This is a genomic window from Trinickia sp. EG282A, assembly GCF_040965455.1.
GTDB lineage: Bacteria > Pseudomonadota > Gammaproteobacteria > Burkholderiales > Burkholderiaceae > Trinickia > Trinickia symbiotica.
This window is the reverse complement of sequence record NZ_JBFRCC010000007.1, coordinates 175,827-192,767: the sequence shown is the minus strand read 5'-3', so window position 1 is coordinate 192,767 and position 16,941 is coordinate 175,827. Positions and strand designations below refer to the sequence as shown.

Sequence of the window (16,941 nt, the reverse complement as noted above, 5' to 3'; positions counted from 1 at the left end):
GCTGTCCGCGCGCCTCGTATTTACAGCACGATGCGCGCCGCTCGCCGTTCCACTTCCCTCTCTCGCGCCGCCGTCGCCGACCGCGCGAAAGGGCGTGATTCTAGGCCGCTTCGCGAAGCGCCGCAAGGGGAAAATGAGCGCGCCGTCAGCGATGCTTGAAAACTGGTTTGCGCTTCTCGACGAACGCCGTCATCCCCTCCTTCTGATCCTCCGTCGCGAATAGCGAATGGAACAATCGGCGCTCGAAGCGCACGCCCTCCGCAAGCGTCGTTTCGTACGCGCGATTCACCGATTCCTTCACCATCATGACGGCGGGCGACGGGAACTCCGCGATCGTCGACGCAGCCGCGATCGCCTCGTCGAGCAAGGCCGCCGCCGGCACCACGCGCGAGACCAAACCCGCGCGCTCGGCTTCCGCCGCGTCCATGAAGCGAGCCGTGAGGCACATGTCCATCGCTTTCGCTTTGGACACCGCCCGCGGCAACCGCTGTGTTCCGCCCGCCCCAGGCATGACGCCGAGCTTGATCTCGGGCTGCCCGAACTTCGCGGTGTCCGCGGCGAAGACGATGTCGCACATCATCGCCAGCTCGCAGCCGCCGCCGAGCGCAAACCCGGCCACCGCCGCGATCACCGGCTTGCGAATCGAACTCACCGCCTCCCAATTGCGAGTGATGTAGTCGTTTCGGTACACATCCATATAGGTGTAGCTCGCCATCATCCCGATATCGGCGCCCGCCGCGAACGCCTTCTCACTGCCCGTCACGACGATCGCGCCAATACCGTCGTCGGCATCGAACGCCTTCAGGGCTGCGCCCAGTTCGTCCATCAGCGCATCGTTGAGCGCGTTGAGCGCCTTCGGGCGGTTCAGCGTCACAAGCCCGACCCGACCGCGCGTCTCGACAAGAATGTTCTCGTAGGTCATCTGCACCCTCCTATGGTTTGTCTCGATACACCGCAAAAACGCTAGAAACCTTCGCGCGAACGATGGTACCATTCCCCAACCAACCGGTCGGTCAATTAATTGGCAGCCGATCTTTCCCAACTCACGCCGCTTCCGTCGCCGACATGACACATCCTCTCTTTGCCAAGCACGAAGACACGTTCAAGCATGCGCTCGCCGCGATCGAAACCCGCGGCTACTGGAGCCCGTTCGCCGAAATGCCGAGCCCCAAAGTGTACGGGGAAAGCAGCAACGCCGATGGCGAGGCCGCGTTCAAAGCGCGTCTGAATCACACTTTCGAACTCGATCAGCCGAGCACCGGCGACACGGTCGGCGCCGAGCAATCGCCGTATGGCTTCGCGCTCGGGATCCGCTACCCGAAAGCCGACGCCGGCGCACTGATCGCCGCCGCTACCGCCGCGCAGCGCGGCTGGCGCGCGGCCGGCCCCGAAGCATGGGCCGGCGTCAGCCTCGAAATCCTCGCCCGTCTCAACCGCGCGAGCTTCGAGATCGCCTATAGCGTCATGCATACCACGGGGCAGGCATTCATGATGGCGTTCCAGGCCGGTGGCCCTCATGCGCAAGACCGCGCGCTGGAGGCCGTCGCCTATGCGTGGGCCGAATTGCGCCGCGTCCCCGCCGAAGCGCATTGGGAAAAGCCGCAAGGCAAGAATCCGCCGCTCGCGATGAAAAAGCGCTTTACGATCGCACCGCGAGGCATCGGCATCGTGCTCGGCTGCTGCACGTTCCCGACCTGGAACGGCTATCCGGGCCTCTTCGCCGATCTCGCAACCGGCAACGCCGTGATCGTAAAGCCGCACCCCGGAGCGATCCTGCCGCTCGCGATCACCGTGCGGATTGCTCGAGACGTGCTGCGAGAGGCTGGCTTCGACCCGAACGTCGTCACGCTGCTCGCCACCGATCCGAACGACGGGGCTCTCGTGCAGGATCTGGCGCTGCGCCCCGAAATCAAGCTCATCGATTTCACTGGCAGCACCCAAAACGGCAACTGGCTCGAACGGCACGCACACCAGGCGCAGGTATTCACCGAGAAAGCAGGCGTCAACCAGATCGTCATCGACTCCGTCGACGACCTCAAAGCCGCCGCGCGCAACATCGCGTTCTCGCTCGCGCTCTACTCCGGGCAGATGTGCACCGCTCCGCAGAATATCTATGTGCCCCGCAACGGCATTTCGACGTCCGCCGGGCATGCGAGCTTCGATGAAGTTGCTCGAGCGCTCGGGGAAGCCGTTGAAAAGCTGGTCGGCGATCCGGCGCGTGCCGTGGAGGTGCTGGGCGCCATTCAGAACGACGGCGTAGCCCGCCGCATCGACGAAGCACGGCCGCTTGGCCAAATACTCGTCGACAGCAAATCGATCGACCATCCCGCCTTCCCCGGCGCGCGCGTGCGCACGCCGCTCGTGCTGAAACTCGACGCGGCAACGGACAGCGCCAAATTCAGCGGCGAATGGTTCGGCCCAATTTCGTTCGTGATCGCCACCGAGTCGACCGAGCAATCGCTCGACCTGGCCGGATCGACCGCAGCGGCGCATGGCGCGCTGACGTTGTCCGTCTATAGCACCGATGAAGCGATCATCGAAGCCGCGCACGAGGCGGCGATCCGTGGCGGAGTGGCGCTCTCGATCAATCTGACAGGCGGCGTGTTCGTCAACCAGTCCGCAGCGTTCTCGGACTTTCATGGAACCGGCGCGAATCCCGCGGCGAACGCGGCGCTGACGGATTCGGCTTTCGTGGCCAATCGATTCCGCGTGATTCAGAGTCGGGTCCATGTTGCGCCCCTTGCGCAAGCCGCTCAAGTCGGCCAAACGGCATAGGCCGAACGGCCGAATGGTGCGCCGCCACGCCCCTCCGTACGATGCCCCGACCGTCCCCTCATGCCCCAGCGCCGAGGGACACGATTGCGAACTTCAGGAATTCCGATGAACGATGCCTACATTTGTGACGCGATTCGCACTCCATTCGGCCGCTACGCCGGCGCGTTGAAGGACGTCCGCGCCGACGATCTCGCGGCCGTGCCCATTAAAGCGCTGATGGAACGCAACGCGGGCGTGGACTGGCGGGCGCTCGACGATGTCATTTACGGTTGCGCGAACCAGGCCGGCGAAGACAACCGCAATGTCGCGCGCATGGCTGCCTTGCTTGCGGGCTTGCCGACCGACGTGCCCGGTGCGACGCTGAACCGGCTCTGCGGCTCGGGCATGGATGCGGTCGGCACGGCCGCGCGCGCGCTGAAAGCCGGCGAAGCTCGCTTGCTCATCGCCGGCGGCGTGGAGAGCATGACGCGCGCGCCTTTCGTCATGCCGAAGGCGGCCAGCGCCTTTTCGCGCCAGACGGAAATCCACGATACGACGATCGGCTGGCGTTTCGTGAATGCAGCGCTGAAAGCGCAATACGGGATCGATTCGATGCCCGAAACGGCCGAAAACGTGGCCGAACAGTTTTCAGTGAGCCGCGCCGATCAGGACGCCTTCGCACTGCGGAGCCAGCGGAAAGCGGCCGAAGCTCAGCGCAACGGAACGCTAGCCGCGGAAATCGTCCCTGTCGTCGTCCCGCAGAAGAAGGGGGATGCACTGCATGTCGCGCAAGACGAGCACCCGCGCGAAACGTCGCTCGAGGCACTCGCCAAGCTGAGGGGCGTCGTGCGCCCCGACGGCACCGTGACGGCCGGCAACGCCTCGGGCGTCAACGACGGCGCATGCGCGCTTTTACTTGCCAACGGCGAAGCGGCCGAGCAATACGAGTTGCGCCGCCGAGCGCGGATCCTCGGCATGGCAACGGCCGGCGTGGAGCCTCGCGTCATGGGCATCGGGCCGGCTCCCGCAACACAAAAACTGCTGGCTCGTCTCGGGATGTCGCTGAGTCAGTTCGACGTGATCGAGCTGAACGAAGCGTTCGCCTCGCAAGGGCTCGCAGTATTGCGGTTGCTCGGCGTGGCCGACGACGACCCTCGCGTGAATCCGAATGGCGGCGCCATCGCGCTCGGGCATCCGCTCGGCGCATCGGGGGCCCGGCTCGTGACGACGGCGCTCTACCAGCTCGAACGCACGGGCGGTCAATATGCGCTTTGCACGATGTGCATCGGCGTCGGTCAAGGCATCGCGCTCGCCATCGAGCGACTGTGAGCGGCATGGAGTGATTTCGATCCGACGGCGCGGGTAACGCAGCCCGATCCGACAATCGATCGGCACAAGCAGCCGCAAGCCAAGCGGCCAAGGAGACGAACGATGGTTTATGAAGCAATCAGTGTCGACGTCGACGCGTCCTCGCGCGTAGCCACCATTACGCTGAACCGGCCGGACAAGCTCAACAGCTTCACGCGCAAGATGCACGCGGAGCTGCGTTCCGCGCTCGACGAGGTCGAGGCCGCGACGACGCGTGCGCTCGTGCTGACGGGCGCGGGCCGCGGCTTTTGTGCAGGGCAGGATCTGGCCGACATGAGTTTCGAGCCCGGGGCGCAGACTGACCTCGGGGCGCTCATCGACGAAAACTTCAATCCGCTCGTGCGCCGGTTGCAAGCCCTGCCGCTGCCCGTCATCGCCGCGGTCAACGGCATCGCGGCCGGCGCGGGCGCGAATCTGGCGCTCGCTTGCGATATCACGCTGGCCGCGCGCTCGAGCAGCTTCGTCCAATCGTTCGTGAGGATCGGCCTGATCCCCGACTCGGGCGGAACCGCCCTGCTGCCTCGCCGCATCGGCATGGCACGCGCGCTCGGCCTCGCCATCACGGGCGACAAGCTCTCGGCAGAGCAGGCGCAACAGTGGGGCCTCATCTGGCAGGTCGTCGAGGATGCGGACCTGCCCGCTGCCGCTCAGCAACTCGCCGCGCAGCTCGCGCAACAGCCCACGAAGGCCATCGCCGCCATCAAGCGAGCCATGCACGCAAGCACCGTCAATTCGTTCGACCAGCAACTCGATGTCGAGCGCGACCTGCAACGAGAACTCGGCGCCTCGCGCGACTTCGCGGAAGGCGTCGCCGCATTCATCGAGAAGCGTTCCGCGCGCTTCGAAGGGCGCTAGGATGTCTACGGCAACTCACGGTCTCGGCACCGGCGCCGATAAGACCGGCGACGAACTCGCTCGAGCGGTAGCCGAGGCGATGTACGCCGCGGACGCGTGCAGCCGCGCGCTCGGCTTCGAACTTCTCGAAGTCCGCGCGGGATATGCGCGCATGCGAGCCACGGTACGGCGGGACTTCCTCAACGGCCACGACATCTGCCACGGTGGCCTGATCTTTACCCTGGCCGATTCGACGTTCGCATTCGCCTGCAACTCGTACAACGTCAACACCGTGGCATCGGGATGCTCGATCGAGTTTCTGCGTCCGGTCCACAGCGGCGACACGCTGACCGCCGAGGCGGTCGAGCAGACATTGAACGGGCGCACCGGTATCTACGACATACGCGTCACCAATGGTGCTGGCGACACAGTGGCGATGTTTCGCGGCAAATCGGCACAGATCAAAGGAACCGTGATTCCTACCCGCTGAGCGCCGATGCGGCGCAACGAAAAGCGCTCGGCTCCGAGCCGGTCGCAAACGTTTCACCCAGGAGACAGAGGAGACACAGATGAACACCGCGTTCCCGCTCGAGCCCATAGAGACCGCAAGCCGCGATGAACTCGCCGCTCTGCAGCTCGAGCGACTGAAATGGTCGCTTGCGCATGCCTACGAGAACTCGCTCGTCTATCGACGCAAGTTCGACGAGGCCGGCGTGCGTCCCGAAGACCTGAAGACGCTGGCCGATCTCGCGCGCTTTCCTTTCACGACGAAGCGCGACTTTCGCGACAACTATCCGTTCGGCATGTTCGCCGTGCCGCAGGAGCGAATCTCGCGCATTCACGGGTCGTCCGGCACGACGGGCAAGCCTACGGTCGTCGGCTATACGGCGCGCGACATCGATACGTGGGCCAACCTCGTCGCACGCTCGATTCGCGCGGCCGGCGCCCGCCGCGGCGACAAGGTCCATGTCAGCTACGGCTACGGTCTTTTCACCGGCGGTCTCGGTGCGCACTACGGCGCCGAGCGCGCGGGCCTGACCGTCATCCCGTTCGGCGGCGGGCAAACGGAAAAGCAAGTTCAGCTGATTCGGGATTTCAAGCCCGACATCATCATGGTCACACCCAGTTACATGCTCGCGCTCGCCGACGAGTTCCAGCGCCAAGGGCTCGATCCCGCCCAATCGTCGCTACGAGTCGGAATATTCGGCGCCGAGCCGTGGACGAACGAGATGCGTCTCGCGATCGAGCGGCGCATGGGCATCGATGCCGTCGACATCTACGGACTGTCCGAAATCATGGGTCCCGGCGTTGCTTGCGAGTGCATCGAAACGAAAGACGGCCCGACCATCTGGGAAGACCATTTTTATCCGGAAATCGTCGACCCTGAAACGGGCGCCGTCCTTCCCGACGGCGAGTTCGGCGAACTCGTTTTTACGTCGCTGACGAAAGAGGCGCTGCCGATCGTCCGCTATCGCACCCGCGATCTCACGCGGCTCTTGCCCGGTACTTCACGCACGATGCGGCGCATGGAAAAGATCACGGGCCGCTGCGACGACATGATGATCGTGCGCGGCGTCAACGTCTTCCCCACGCAGATCGAGGAGCTGCTGCTGAAGCAGCGGGCACTTGCGCCGCACTACCAGATCGTGCTGACGAAGGAAGGTCCGCTCGACGTCATGACGCTCAACGTCGAGCCGATGCCCGAGGTGCTCGCCGACCATGCGGCGATCGAGGCAGCAAAGTCGGCGCTCGCGTACGACATCAAGGCGTTGATCGGGGTCACCGCGATCGTCGAAGTGCTACCCGTCAACGGAATCGAGCGATCGGCAGGCAAGGCCCGGCATATCGTCGACAAGCGCAAGGCCGGCGGTTGATGCCTGCGCGGGCCGCGGCGAACGCCCGGGAGTCGGTCGGTCCGACCGCAGTGCGCTAGCCGGAGACCAGTGCGCTAGCCGGAGACAGGCGCTGGGCCGGCGCTAGCAATCGCTGCCCCCAACCGACGAGCGCATTCTTTCGCAGGTGGCTTATATCAGGAGTTCGGCAGCAACAGCCACATCCGGCCGACCTGCTTCATCTTGCCGGCCAGATCGCCTGCGTCGTCGCCAAGGCCCCAGAAATAATCCGCGCGCACGCCGCCCTTGATCGCCGTCCCGGTGTCCTGCGCGAAAACCAGCCGGTTCATCGGCGTGTTGGTGAACGGCCGCGTCGTTTGCAGGAACACGGGGGTCCCAAGCGGAATCCACGACGGATCGACGGCGATCGAGCGCTGCGGCGTGAGTGGTACGCCGAGGGCGCCGATGGGACCGACGTCGGTGCTGCCGAGCGCCGGGTCGGCCGACGGCATCTCGCGGAAAAACACGAACCGAGGGTTCGTATCGAGCAGCGCGTCGACGCGTGCGGGATTGGCACGCGCCCAAGCCTTGATGCCTTGCATCGTCGCCTGCGCGGGCGTCAGCTCACCATGATCGAGCAGCCATCTTCCGATCGATCGATAAGGCTGATTGTTGCTGCCGCCGAAGCCCACGCGCATGACCGTCCCATCGTCGAGCACGATGCGCCCTGAGCCCTGTACCTGGAGGAAGAAGGCCTCGATCGGATCGTCGACCCAGACGAGCTCGCTGCCCGCCAGCGCACCCGAACGCTCGAGTTGCGCGCGCGGCGGAAGCGTCGTGCCCGCCCGAAAGCCAGCCGGCCAGCGATAAAGCGGGTACTGGTAGGGTCCGCGCCGCGTACGGGAACCATGCAGAAGCGGCTCGTAGTAGCCCGTCACGAGCCCGTCGAGCGTACCGTCGCCATTGGCAAGCTGAAAGGGCGTGAAATAGGTTTCAAAAAAAGTCCGAGCACCCGTGACATCCAGATCGTCGAGCTGAGCGGCCGCGGTGCAGGCACGCCGCCAGGACGGCTCGCGTCCGACGCGCAGACAGTTCTCTCGCAAGGCGGCCGCCGCACCGATCAGCGAATCGTCGTCCCAGCCCGGCACCTGCTGCCACGATACCTGCGTCAACCGCCCCGTGGGCAGTTGACCCGAGGTTCCAACCGCACTGCCGGGCGGTGCGGCCGTCGGGCGAACGACCGTGGGGCCGCCGCAGGCCGCGAGCAGCACCGCCAGCAAGACGGCCGCGACCCGCCCGGCTATTGCGCGCTCGATGCGCATGGGAACGCCGGACGCCATCAGTGCAGCGTACGCGGCATTTGCAACGTGAACTCGGGCACGGGCGCCTCGAACCGCTCGCCGTCCTCCGCCACGCAAAAGTACTCGCCCCGCATCGTGCCGACGGGCGTCGCGATGACGGCCCAGCTCGTGTACTCGAATTGCTCGCCCGGCTGCAGCAGCGGCTGATGTCCGACGACACCGAGGCCCTTCACTTCCTGCACTTTGGACTCACTGTCGGTAATGATCCAATGGCGCGCGATCAACTGCGCGGGCACTTGCCCCGTATTGCGAATCGTCAGCGTGTACGCGAAGGCGTACTGGCGGCGCTCGGGATCGGATTGTTCAGGCAGGTAGCGCGTTTGGGCCGAAACGCTGAATTGATACTGGCTCATCGTGACTCTGTTCCGCTTTAATAAGTATCTGCTTAGACTCCAGCAAAAATCTGCTTACTTTGGGTTCTACCCCTGCCCGAATACAATGGGCTGCACGGCGACGACATGGCAAGAACGCCGGCGCGCACGGTTTTGCGTTCGGCATTGTCGCGCGTCGGAGTCTACACCCGCAATCGCGACGATGGTCGCCCCCGCCCGAACACCGATGGGACGCACGGTAAGATACGGGCTTTGGTTGCCGCTCATCGTCGGCAAAGAGGATCGACTGGTCATGACGCAATTCCGTATCGCCCCGAGCATCTTGTCGGCCGATTTTGCCCGGCTCGGCGAAGAAGTCCGCAACGTCGTCGCCGCGGGTGCCGACTGGATCCATTTCGATGTGATGGATAACCATTACGTGCCGAACCTGACGATCGGGCCGCTCGTCTGCGAGGCCATTCGTCCGCACGTGCAGGTACCGATCGACGTCCACCTGATGGTACGTCCGGTCGACCGCATCGTGCCAGACTTCGCGAAAGCCGGCGCGAATCTGATCAGTTTTCATCCCGAAGCGTCGGAACATATCGATCGCACGCTGTCGCTGATCCGCGATCAGGGCTGCAAGGCGGGGCTCGTCTTCAATCCGGCCACGCCGCTCAACTACCTCGACCATGTGATGGACCGTGTCGACCTCGTGCTGATCATGTCGGTGAATCCCGGCTTCGGCGGACAATCATTCATTCCGGAAGCGCTCAACAAATTGCGCGCGGCGCGAGCGAAGATCGACGCCTATCGCGAAAAGACAGGCCGGGAGATTCATCTCGAAGTCGACGGCGGCGTCAAGGTAGACAACATCGCCGAGATCGCGAAGGCAGGGGCCGATACCTTCGTGGCCGGCTCGGCCATCTTCGGCAAGCCCGATTACCAAGGCGTCATCGCGGATATGCGAGCCCGGCTCGCGGCCGTCGTCTCGCCTGCATGAGCGGCGATTATTCCATGACTCGCCTCTCCACCGCACCGGCTGAAACGCCGAAGCTCCCGCCGCTGAGACTGAAAGCTGCCGTCGTCGATCTCGACGGCACGATGGTCGACACGGCCGACGATTTCACGGCCTGTCTGAACGGCATGCTCGCCGAGCTCGGCGCCGCGCCGCCCGTCACGCGCGACGAAGTGATCGGCTACGTCGGAAAAGGCTCCGAGCATCTGATTCGCAGCGTGCTGGCCGCGCGCTTCGAGGCCGAAGAAGCACAGGCACGCTTCGATACGGCGCTCGCCGTCTATCAGGCCCATTACGCGAAGATCAACGGCAACCATACGCGGCTCTATCCTGACGTGGAACGCGGTCTTGCCGCGCTGCGCGATGCCGGCCTGCGGCTTGCCTGCGTGACCAACAAGCCGCACCGCTTCGCGATCGCGCTGCTCGAGCAATACGGCCTCGCACGCTACTTCTCGTCCGTTTTCGGCGGCGACAGCTTGCCTCGCAAGAAGCCCGACCCTGAGCCGATGCTTGCCGCCTGCGCCGCGATGGGCGTGGCGCCGGGCGAGACGGTGGCGATCGGCGACTCCGAAAACGATGCGATCGCGGGCCGCGCGGCGGGCATGGCGACGCTGACGGTTCCCTACGGCTACAACCATGGCAAGGCTGTACAAACAATCAAGTCGGATGGTATAGTCGCCACGTTGCTGGCGGCCGCGACCGTCATCGCGCATCATCATGCGAGCCTCGAAGCCGGGTCAGCAGCGTCTCAATCGTCGACGATCTAAGTCTTTCATCTCATGTTTCTGAGCAAAAAACGGCGTCCGAGCAGTATCGACCGGGGAGCTTGGCCCTGGCGTCGCTCGTCGCACTGACCTCTCCCGAGGTATGCTGGAAATACCTGTCCAGCTCCGTTTTTTGATTCGCCGCGCACCCGCGCTCCCATTGCTGCACAACCGGACGATAACGGCCGCCCCGGCTGCCGCGTCACCGCCGGGCTTGCGCTCCAACGGTTTGCCGTCCGCTACGCATCGCCGGTAAGAAGAAGGATGCGAAAGCGTCGGTCTACGAACAGGAACGAAACATGACCGAACTCGAATTCCAGTCCCTCGCGAGCGAGGGTTACAACCGCATTCCACTCATCGCCGAGGCGCTCGCCGATCTCGAGACGCCGCTCTCGCTGTATCTGAAGCTCGCCCAAGCCGAGCGCGGCGGCGCGAACTCGTTTCTGCTCGAATCCGTCGTCGGCGGCGAGCGGTTCGGCCGCTACTCGTTCATCGGGTTGCCGGCACGCACGCTCGTGCGCACGAAGAGCGGGGTGACGGAAGTCGTGCAGGACGGCAAGGTCGTCGAAACGCACGAAGGCGATCCACTCGAGTTCATCGCGCAATTCCAGGCCCGCTTCAAGGTGGCGCAACGCCCCGGCCTGCCGCGCTTTTGCGGCGGGCTCGCCGGCTACTTCGGCTATGACGCCGTCCGTTACATCGAGAAGAAACTCGCGCATACGGCGCCCCCCGACGATCTGGACCTGCCCGACATCCAGCTGCTCTTGACGGAGGAAGTGGCCGTCATCGACAACCTCGCCGGCAAGCTCTATCTGATCGTCTATGCGGACCCCTCGGCGCCCGAGGCCTATGCGCGCGGCAAAGCGCGGCTGCGCGATCTGCGTCAGCGGCTGCACGCGACGGTGGAGCCGCCGATCACGTCGCCGAGCATGCGCACCGAAATCTACCGAGAGTTCGCGCGCGACGATTATCTCGCGGCGGTCCGGCGGGCAAAGGAGTACATTGCCGCAGGCGAGCTGATGCAGGTCCAGGTCGGCCAGCGCCTCATCAAGCCCTACCGCGACAACCCCCTCTCGCTCTATCGTGCGCTGCGCTCGCTGAATCCGTCGCCGTACATGTACTTCTACAATTTCGGCGACTTCCATGTGATCGGCGCGTCGCCCGAGATTCTCGTGCGCCAGGAGAAGCGCGGCGAAGACAAAATCGTCACGATCCGGCCGCTCGCCGGCACGCGGCCGCGCGGCAATACGCCCGAGCGTGACGCGGAACTCGCGACGGAACTGCTCAACGATCCGAAGGAGATCGCCGAGCACGTCATGCTGATCGATTTGGCGCGCAACGACGTCGGCCGCATCGCCGAGACGGGCACCGTGACGGTAACCGACAAGATGGTCATCGAAAAATACTCGCACGTGCAGCACATCGTGAGCTCGGTCGAAGGCAAGCTCAAGCCCGGCACGACGAACTTCGACGTGCTGCGCGCGACGTTCCCGGCCGGCACGCTCTCGGGCGCGCCTAAGGTGCGGGCGATGGAGCTGATCGACGAGCTCGAGCCCGTCAAGCGCGGCCTCTACGGCGGCGCCGTGGGCTATCTTTCGTTCAGCGGCGAAATGGATCTCGCCATCGCGATCCGCACGGGCCTCGTCCGCAACGGCAATCTCTATGTGCAGGCCGCGGCCGGCATCGTCGCCGATTCGGTGCCCGAATCCGAATGGCAGGAGACGGAGAACAAGGCGCGCGCCGTTCTGCGCGCGGCGGAGCAGGTACAAGACGGCCTCGACGCCGACTTCTGACGGGAGAGCTAACCATGTTGCTCATGATCGACAACTACGACTCGTTCACCTACAACCTCGTCCAGTATTTCGGCGAGCTTGGCGAGGACGTGCGCACGTACCGCAACGACGAGATCACGCTCGACGAGATTGCAGCCTTGAATCCCGACACCATTTGTCTCTCGCCGGGGCCGAGCAATCCGCAGCATGCGGGCATCACGCTCGACGTACTGCGCCGCTTCGCGGGGGAAAAGCCGATTCTCGGGGTGTGCCTCGGCCATCAGGCGATCGGCGAGGCGTTCGGCGGTCGCGTCGTGCGCGCGAAGACGATCATGCACGGCAAAGTGAGCCGGATCGAAACGGACGGCAAAGGCGTATTCGCCGATCTGCCCAAGCATTTCGACGTGACGCGCTATCACTCGCTCGCGATCGAGCGCGATACGCTGCCCGATTGTCTCGAGATTTCGGCATGGACCGAGGATGGCGAAATCATGGGCGTGCGTCATAAGGAGCGGCTCGTCGAGGGTGTGCAGTTCCACCCCGAATCGATCCTGTCCGAGCACGGCCACGCGCTGCTCGAAAACTTTCTGAAAATGGCGAAGACGACTCACGCGGCGACGGCTTGAGCCGTCGAACGCGTCAGCGCCGGAGCGAAGGCCAAATCATGATCACCCCGCAAGAAGCGTTGCAGCGAACGATCGAGCATCGCGAGATTTTTCACGACGAAATGCTGCATCTGATGCGGCTCATCATGCGCGGCGATCTTTCGCCCGTCATGTCGGCGGCGATCATCACGGGCTTGCGCGTCAAAAAAGAAACGATCGGCGAGATCGCCGCGGCGGCCACGGTGATGCGAGAGTTCGCGAATCACGTGCAGGTGGCCGACAACTCGAATTTCGTCGACATCGTCGGCACGGGTGGCGACGGTTCGAATACGTTCAACATTTCGACTGCGACGATGTTCGTTGCGGCGGGCGCCGGCGCCAAGGTGGCGAAGCACGGCGGACGCGGCGTGTCGAGCAAGTCGGGCAGCGCCGACGTGCTCGAAGCGCTCGGCGTCAACATCGACCTGAAGCCCGAGGAAGTGGCCCAATCGATCGCCGAGACGGGCATGGGCTTCATGTATGCGCCGAACCATCATCCGGCGATGAAGAACATCGCGCCTGTGCGCCGTGAACTCGGTGTGCGGACGATCTTCAACATCCTCGGCCCGCTGACGAACCCCGCCGGTGCGCCCAACCAGCTGATGGGCGTGTTTCATCCCGATCTCGTCGGCATCCAGGTGCGCGTCATGCAGCGGCTCGGGGCGAATCACGTCCTCGTCGTCTACGGCAAGGACGGCATGGACGAAGTCTCGCTAGGCGCAGCCACGCTCGTCGGCGAGCTGCGCGACGGCGAGATCCACGAGTACGAGATTCATCCCGAAGACTTCGGCCTGCAGATGGTGTCGAATCGATCGCTGAAGGTGAAAGACGCGAACGAATCGAAGCAGCTGCTCATCGAAGCACTGGAAAATCGGCCCGGCGTGGCGCGTGAAATCGTCACGCTCAATGCCGGCACGGCGCTTTACGCAGCGAACGTCGCGGCATCGATCGCCGACGGCATTCAGATCGCCCGCGAAGCCATCGCGACTGGCCGCGCGCGCGCGAAGGTCGACGAATTCGTCCGCTTCACGCGGCAATTCAAGCAATGAGCACCGCGTAATCATCACTACGCATCGAACGAACATCGACAGCAAGCGTCAAGCAGCGAGGAAACGAGGGCACTCCATGAGCGACATTCTCGAACGCATCATCGCGGTCAAGCGCGAAGAAGTGCGCACGGCACAGCAAAGCGCGCCGCTCGAAGAGCTTCGGCTGGAAGCGTCGACACGCAATCTGCGTGACTTCGTCGGCGCGCTGCGCGCAAAGCATGCGGCGGGTCAGCCTGCCGTCATCGCCGAAGTCAAGAAGGCAAGCCCTTCAAAAGGCGTGCTGCGCGAGGATTTCGTGCCGGCCGATATCGCGCGTTCCTATGAGCGCGGCGGTGCCGCGTGCCTTTCAGTGCTGACGGACGTGCGCTTCTTTCAGGGCAGTGCCGCTTACCTCGAAGCGGCCCGCGCCGCCTGCGGCTTGCCCGTGCTGCGCAAGGACTTCATCGTCGATCCCTATCAGGTCGTCGAAGCGCGCGCGATGGGCGCCGATGCGATTTTGCTGATTGCGGCCGCCCTCACCCCACCGCAAATGCGTGACCTCGAAGCGTTCGCGCACTCGTTCGGCCTCGCCGTGCTCGTCGAGGTTCATGACGAGCGCGAGCTCGACGAAGCCCTGACGCTCAAAACGCCGCTCATCGGCATCAACAATCGCAATCTGCGCACGTTCGAGACGACGATCGACACGACGCTCGGCATGCTCGACAAAGTGCCGGCCGATCGCATCGTCGTCACCGAATCGGGCATTCTGTCGCGCGCCGACGTGGAACGGATGCGCGAGCACTCGGTCCATACATTCCTCGTCGGCGAGGCGTTCATGCGCGCCGACGACCCGGGCGCGGAACTCGATCGCATGTTCTTCTGAGCTTCGATTCTTCTGAGCTTCGATACGAGCCATTCAAGAAGTCACGGACGCATTCCATGGGCATCGAACGCGAAATCAAATTGTCCTTGCCGGCCGAGCGGGCCGATGCCGCCATTCGGTACTTCAGGGAGCGTGCGGGCGATGCGGGACGTGACGTGCCGCTCGAGAACGTCTACTTCGATACGCCCGCGCTTGCGCTCACGCAAGCCAAGATCGCATTGCGATTGCGCCGGACCCCGGACGGCTGGCTCCAGACGCTGAAGGCGGCGGGCCGCGCCGAGGGCGGGCTCCACAGCCGCCACGAATGGGAAGTGCCGGTAGCCGGCGAGGCGCTCGAGATCGATTCGCTCGCCGCGGCCTGCGACGACGCACAAGCGCTTGCCGTGCTGCGGCACGCGGCGCCTGAGCTCGTCCCGCTCTTTCGCACGAGCTTCACGCGCCGGCTGTGGCGCATGGCGGTGGCGGGCGGCGCGCGGATCGAAGCGGCTATCGATCGCGGGGAAGTGACGGCGGACGTCAATGGCGAGACGCGGCGCGCGCCGATCAGCGAGATCGAGCTCGAACTGCTCGACGGCGACGAGTCGGCGATTCATGCGCTTGCGGCCGATTTGTCGTCAAAAGTGCCGGGCCTCGCGCCCGAAAACGTCAACAAGGCCCAACGCGGCTACCGGCTGCGCGCGGGCGTCTAAGCGTAGGGAAGACCAATCGACGATGGCACGCCCCCGCTCACCCCGCTCCGGATCGTCGCCGTCTCAAGCGACCCTCTTCGATATGCTGCCGGCCGATCCGTCCGAAACGTCGGTCGCATCCCAGCCGCGAAAGGCAACTGATCGGTCCGCGTCGAGTGCATCGTCGTCGAGCCCGGACGCCGCCATGCCCGCGACGCTTGCCGAGCCGTTGGAAGCGCAGTTCGACGCGCTGCCGCCCGCATGGCGCGAGCACCTGCGCCCGTTCGTCGAAAGCGATGCCTATGCGCCGCTCTGCCGGTTCGTCGATGCCGAGCGCGCGGCCGGCAAGACCATTTATCCGGCGGACGTCTTTCGCGCACTGCGACTGACGCGGCCCGACGACGTCGAAGTCGTCATCGTCGGACAAGACCCCTATCACGGCGAAGACAAGGGTCATCCGCAGGCCCACGGTCTCGCCTTCTCCGTGCCGGCGCCGGTGCGCCCGCCCCCTTCGCTGCGCAACATCTTCAAGCAGATCGCGGCCGATTTCGGCTTCGAGATACCTGGCCACGGCTGCCTCGACGCGTGGGCGAAACAGGGGGTGCTGTTGCTGAACACAGTGCTGACCGTCGAACGCGGCAAGGCGGCGAGCCACGCGCGCCAAGGATGGGAAAAGTGCACCGATACGCTGATTCGCGAGCTCGCGCATCGGCACGAAGGGCTCGTGTTCATGCTTTGGGGATCGCATGCGCAGGCCAAGCGCGTGCTGCTCGACGATCGGCCCCATTGCGTGCTCGAGGCGCCGCACCCCTCGCCGCTCTCGGCGCATCGCGGGTTTCTAGGCTGCCGCCACTTCGCACTCGCGAACGAGTATCTCGTCTCACGCGGCCGCAGGCCGATCGATTGGCGACTGCCCAAAGAAGCCGGGGCGCTCGTCGTCTGACGAGCGCCCCGCGTCAGGGCGGCCATGACCCTGCATCCGCTGACCGATCGGGTCAACGGGGCCGGCAGTCGCGTCGCCCGATGCTTCCCCTCGACAAAAACGGCTTACGCCGCAGCGGCGATCGCTTCTCGCGCACCCGCCAACGCGGCGCTGGCGGCATCCGGCCCCATATTTAGGCCTTCCGCATGGATGAAGCTCACGTCCGTGATGCCGATGAAACCGAGGAATATTTTGAGGAAAGGCGTGTGCGTGTCGCTCGGCGTGCCGTGATACTTGCCGCCGCGCGCCGTAACGACGAACACCTTCTTGCCTTTTACGAGCCCTTCAGGACCGTTGGCGGTATAGCGGAACGTGATCCCGGCCCGCGAAATCCAGTCGAAATACGCCTTCAGCTGAGTCGAAACGCCAAAGTTGTACATCGGCGCGCCAATGACGATGATGTCGGCCGCCTGCAATTCATCGATCAGCGCCTGGCTGCGGGCGTGGATGGCCGCTTGCTCGGGCGTACGCTGCTCGGCCGGCGTGAAGAACGCGCCGAGGATGGCGTCGTCGAGGTGCGGCAGCGGATCGGCGAGCAGGTCGCGCACGACGACTTTCGCGCCAGGGTTCGCACCTTGCAGCTTGGCGGTCAGTTCGTTGGCGAGCAGCGTCGAATTCGCGCCTTGCGAGCGAGCTGCCGAGTTCAGTTGAAGGATGGTGGTCATGTTGGGCTCCAGATGGGGTGCGCATCGGTTGCGCGAGTGGAGCCATTCTGTTTGCTT

At 64.6% G+C, this 16,941-nt stretch carries 17 protein-coding genes; 13 read left to right on the top strand and 4 right to left on the bottom strand.

Annotated features, from left to right (window positions below):
* Positions 1-145 precede the first annotated feature (145 nt).
* Positions 146-922, bottom strand: coding sequence for an enoyl-CoA hydratase (locus tag AB4Y31_RS28640; protein WP_368676938.1), 777 nt, complete (start codon positions 920-922; stop codon positions 146-148).
* Between the two features lie 143 nt (positions 923-1,065).
* Here AB4Y31_RS28640 and paaN point away from each other — a divergent pair, with 143 nt between their 5' ends.
* The 5 genes from paaN to paaK all read left to right on the top strand — a co-directional run bounded on the left by paaN (position 1,066) and on the right by paaK (position 6,830).
* On the top strand, positions 1,066-2,775 hold the full coding sequence (paaN, locus tag AB4Y31_RS28635; protein ID WP_368676937.1) for a phenylacetic acid degradation protein PaaN: 1,710 nt from the start codon (positions 1,066-1,068) through the stop codon (positions 2,773-2,775).
* Between the two features lie 105 nt (positions 2,776-2,880).
* A complete protein-coding gene (pcaF, locus tag AB4Y31_RS28630; protein ID WP_368676936.1) occupies positions 2,881-4,083 on the top strand; it encodes a 3-oxoadipyl-CoA thiolase in 1,203 nt (400 codons plus the stop codon).
* A 102-nt stretch (positions 4,084-4,185) separates the two neighbouring features.
* On the top strand, positions 4,186-4,977 hold the full coding sequence (paaG, locus tag AB4Y31_RS28625; RefSeq protein ID WP_368676935.1) for a 2-(1,2-epoxy-1,2-dihydrophenyl)acetyl-CoA isomerase PaaG: 792 nt from the start codon (positions 4,186-4,188) through the stop codon (positions 4,975-4,977).
* 1 nt (position 4,978) lies between these two features.
* Positions 4,979-5,446 (top strand): hydroxyphenylacetyl-CoA thioesterase PaaI, encoded by a 468-nt coding sequence (paaI, locus tag AB4Y31_RS28620; RefSeq protein ID WP_368676934.1) that lies wholly within the window; start codon positions 4,979-4,981, stop codon positions 5,444-5,446.
* Between the two features lie 79 nt (positions 5,447-5,525).
* Positions 5,526-6,830: a phenylacetate--CoA ligase PaaK gene (paaK, locus tag AB4Y31_RS28615; RefSeq protein WP_368676933.1), complete on the top strand. Its 1,305-nt coding sequence runs from the start codon at positions 5,526-5,528 to the stop codon at positions 6,828-6,830.
* Positions 6,831-6,985: 155 nt separating this feature from the next.
* Here paaK and AB4Y31_RS28610 read toward each other — a convergent pair whose 3' ends face one another.
* Positions 6,986-8,110 (bottom strand): murein transglycosylase A, encoded by a 1,125-nt coding sequence (locus tag AB4Y31_RS28610; protein WP_368676932.1) that lies wholly within the window; start codon positions 8,108-8,110, stop codon positions 6,986-6,988.
* Between the two features lie 17 nt (positions 8,111-8,127).
* Positions 8,128-8,502, bottom strand: coding sequence for a Co2+/Mg2+ efflux protein ApaG (apaG, locus tag AB4Y31_RS28605; RefSeq protein ID WP_018440323.1), 375 nt, complete (start codon positions 8,500-8,502; stop codon positions 8,128-8,130).
* A gap of 271 nt (positions 8,503-8,773) precedes the next feature.
* On the opposite strand from apaG, the gene rpe reads away from it, so the two are divergent.
* The 8 genes from rpe to AB4Y31_RS28565 all read left to right on the top strand — a co-directional run bounded on the left by rpe (position 8,774) and on the right by AB4Y31_RS28565 (position 16,180).
* Positions 8,774-9,463 (top strand): ribulose-phosphate 3-epimerase, encoded by a 690-nt coding sequence (rpe, locus tag AB4Y31_RS28600; protein ID WP_368676931.1) that lies wholly within the window; start codon positions 8,774-8,776, stop codon positions 9,461-9,463.
* Positions 9,464-9,477: 14 nt separating this feature from the next.
* A complete protein-coding gene (locus tag AB4Y31_RS28595) occupies positions 9,478-10,245 on the top strand; it encodes a phosphoglycolate phosphatase (protein ID WP_368676930.1) in 768 nt (255 codons plus the stop codon).
* Positions 10,246-10,541: 296 nt separating this feature from the next.
* The gene (gene trpE / locus AB4Y31_RS28590; protein ID WP_368676929.1) at positions 10,542-12,035 is read left to right on the top strand and encodes an anthranilate synthase component I; all 1,494 of its coding nucleotides are present in this window, start codon (positions 10,542-10,544) and stop codon (positions 12,033-12,035) included.
* Between the two features lie 14 nt (positions 12,036-12,049).
* Positions 12,050-12,640, top strand: a complete 591-nt coding sequence (locus AB4Y31_RS28585) for an aminodeoxychorismate/anthranilate synthase component II (RefSeq protein ID WP_368676928.1) — start codon at positions 12,050-12,052, stop codon at positions 12,638-12,640.
* Between the two features lie 35 nt (positions 12,641-12,675).
* On the top strand, positions 12,676-13,707 hold the full coding sequence (trpD, locus tag AB4Y31_RS28580; protein ID WP_368676945.1) for an anthranilate phosphoribosyltransferase: 1,032 nt from the start codon (positions 12,676-12,678) through the stop codon (positions 13,705-13,707).
* A gap of 76 nt (positions 13,708-13,783) precedes the next feature.
* Positions 13,784-14,569: an indole-3-glycerol phosphate synthase TrpC gene (gene trpC, locus AB4Y31_RS28575; RefSeq protein WP_368676927.1), complete on the top strand. Its 786-nt coding sequence runs from the start codon at positions 13,784-13,786 to the stop codon at positions 14,567-14,569.
* A 56-nt stretch (positions 14,570-14,625) separates the two neighbouring features.
* Complete coding sequence (locus tag AB4Y31_RS28570; RefSeq protein WP_368676926.1) at positions 14,626-15,258, top strand: CYTH domain-containing protein; 633 nt, start codon at positions 14,626-14,628, stop codon at positions 15,256-15,258.
* Between the two features lie 22 nt (positions 15,259-15,280).
* Positions 15,281-16,180, top strand: coding sequence for a uracil-DNA glycosylase (locus AB4Y31_RS28565; RefSeq protein ID WP_368676925.1), 900 nt, complete (start codon positions 15,281-15,283; stop codon positions 16,178-16,180).
* A 104-nt stretch (positions 16,181-16,284) separates the two neighbouring features.
* Here the strand turns inward: AB4Y31_RS28565 and AB4Y31_RS28560 are convergent, their stop codons facing one another.
* Entirely contained in the window at positions 16,285-16,884 is a 600-nt protein-coding gene (locus tag AB4Y31_RS28560; protein WP_368676924.1) for an FMN-dependent NADH-azoreductase, read from the bottom strand.
* Positions 16,885-16,941: the final 57 nt, after the last annotated feature.

Bases quoted from the DNA above. Each gene is read 5' to 3' on its own strand.
- paaK (WP_368676933.1), top strand. From the start codon at position 5,526: ATGAACACCGCGTTCCCGCTCGAGCCCATAGAGACCGCAAGCCGCGAT.
- AB4Y31_RS28595 (WP_368676930.1), top strand. From the start codon at position 9,478: ATGACTCGCCTCTCCACCGCACCGGCTGAAACGCCGAAGCTCCCGCCG.
- AB4Y31_RS28640 (WP_368676938.1), bottom strand. From the start codon at position 922: ATGACCTACGAGAACATTCTTGTCGAGACGCGCGGTCGGGTCGGGCTT.
- rpe (WP_368676931.1), top strand. From the start codon at position 8,774: ATGACGCAATTCCGTATCGCCCCGAGCATCTTGTCGGCCGATTTTGCC.
- AB4Y31_RS28585 (WP_368676928.1), top strand. From the start codon at position 12,050: ATGTTGCTCATGATCGACAACTACGACTCGTTCACCTACAACCTCGTC.
- paaI (WP_368676934.1), top strand. From the start codon at position 4,979: ATGTCTACGGCAACTCACGGTCTCGGCACCGGCGCCGATAAGACCGGC.
- trpC (WP_368676927.1), top strand. From the start codon at position 13,784: ATGAGCGACATTCTCGAACGCATCATCGCGGTCAAGCGCGAAGAAGTG.
- AB4Y31_RS28610 (WP_368676932.1), bottom strand. From the start codon at position 8,110: ATGCGCATCGAGCGCGCAATAGCCGGGCGGGTCGCGGCCGTCTTGCTG.
- pcaF (WP_368676936.1), top strand. From the start codon at position 2,881: ATGAACGATGCCTACATTTGTGACGCGATTCGCACTCCATTCGGCCGC.
- paaG (WP_368676935.1), top strand. From the start codon at position 4,186: ATGGTTTATGAAGCAATCAGTGTCGACGTCGACGCGTCCTCGCGCGTA.
- AB4Y31_RS28565 (WP_368676925.1), top strand. From the start codon at position 15,281: ATGGCACGCCCCCGCTCACCCCGCTCCGGATCGTCGCCGTCTCAAGCG.
- paaN (WP_368676937.1), top strand. From the start codon at position 1,066: ATGACACATCCTCTCTTTGCCAAGCACGAAGACACGTTCAAGCATGCG.
- trpE (WP_368676929.1), top strand. From the start codon at position 10,542: ATGACCGAACTCGAATTCCAGTCCCTCGCGAGCGAGGGTTACAACCGC.
- apaG (WP_018440323.1), bottom strand. From the start codon at position 8,502: ATGAGCCAGTATCAATTCAGCGTTTCGGCCCAAACGCGCTACCTGCCT.
- AB4Y31_RS28560 (WP_368676924.1), bottom strand. From the start codon at position 16,884: ATGACCACCATCCTTCAACTGAACTCGGCAGCTCGCTCGCAAGGCGCG.
- AB4Y31_RS28570 (WP_368676926.1), top strand. From the start codon at position 14,626: ATGGGCATCGAACGCGAAATCAAATTGTCCTTGCCGGCCGAGCGGGCC.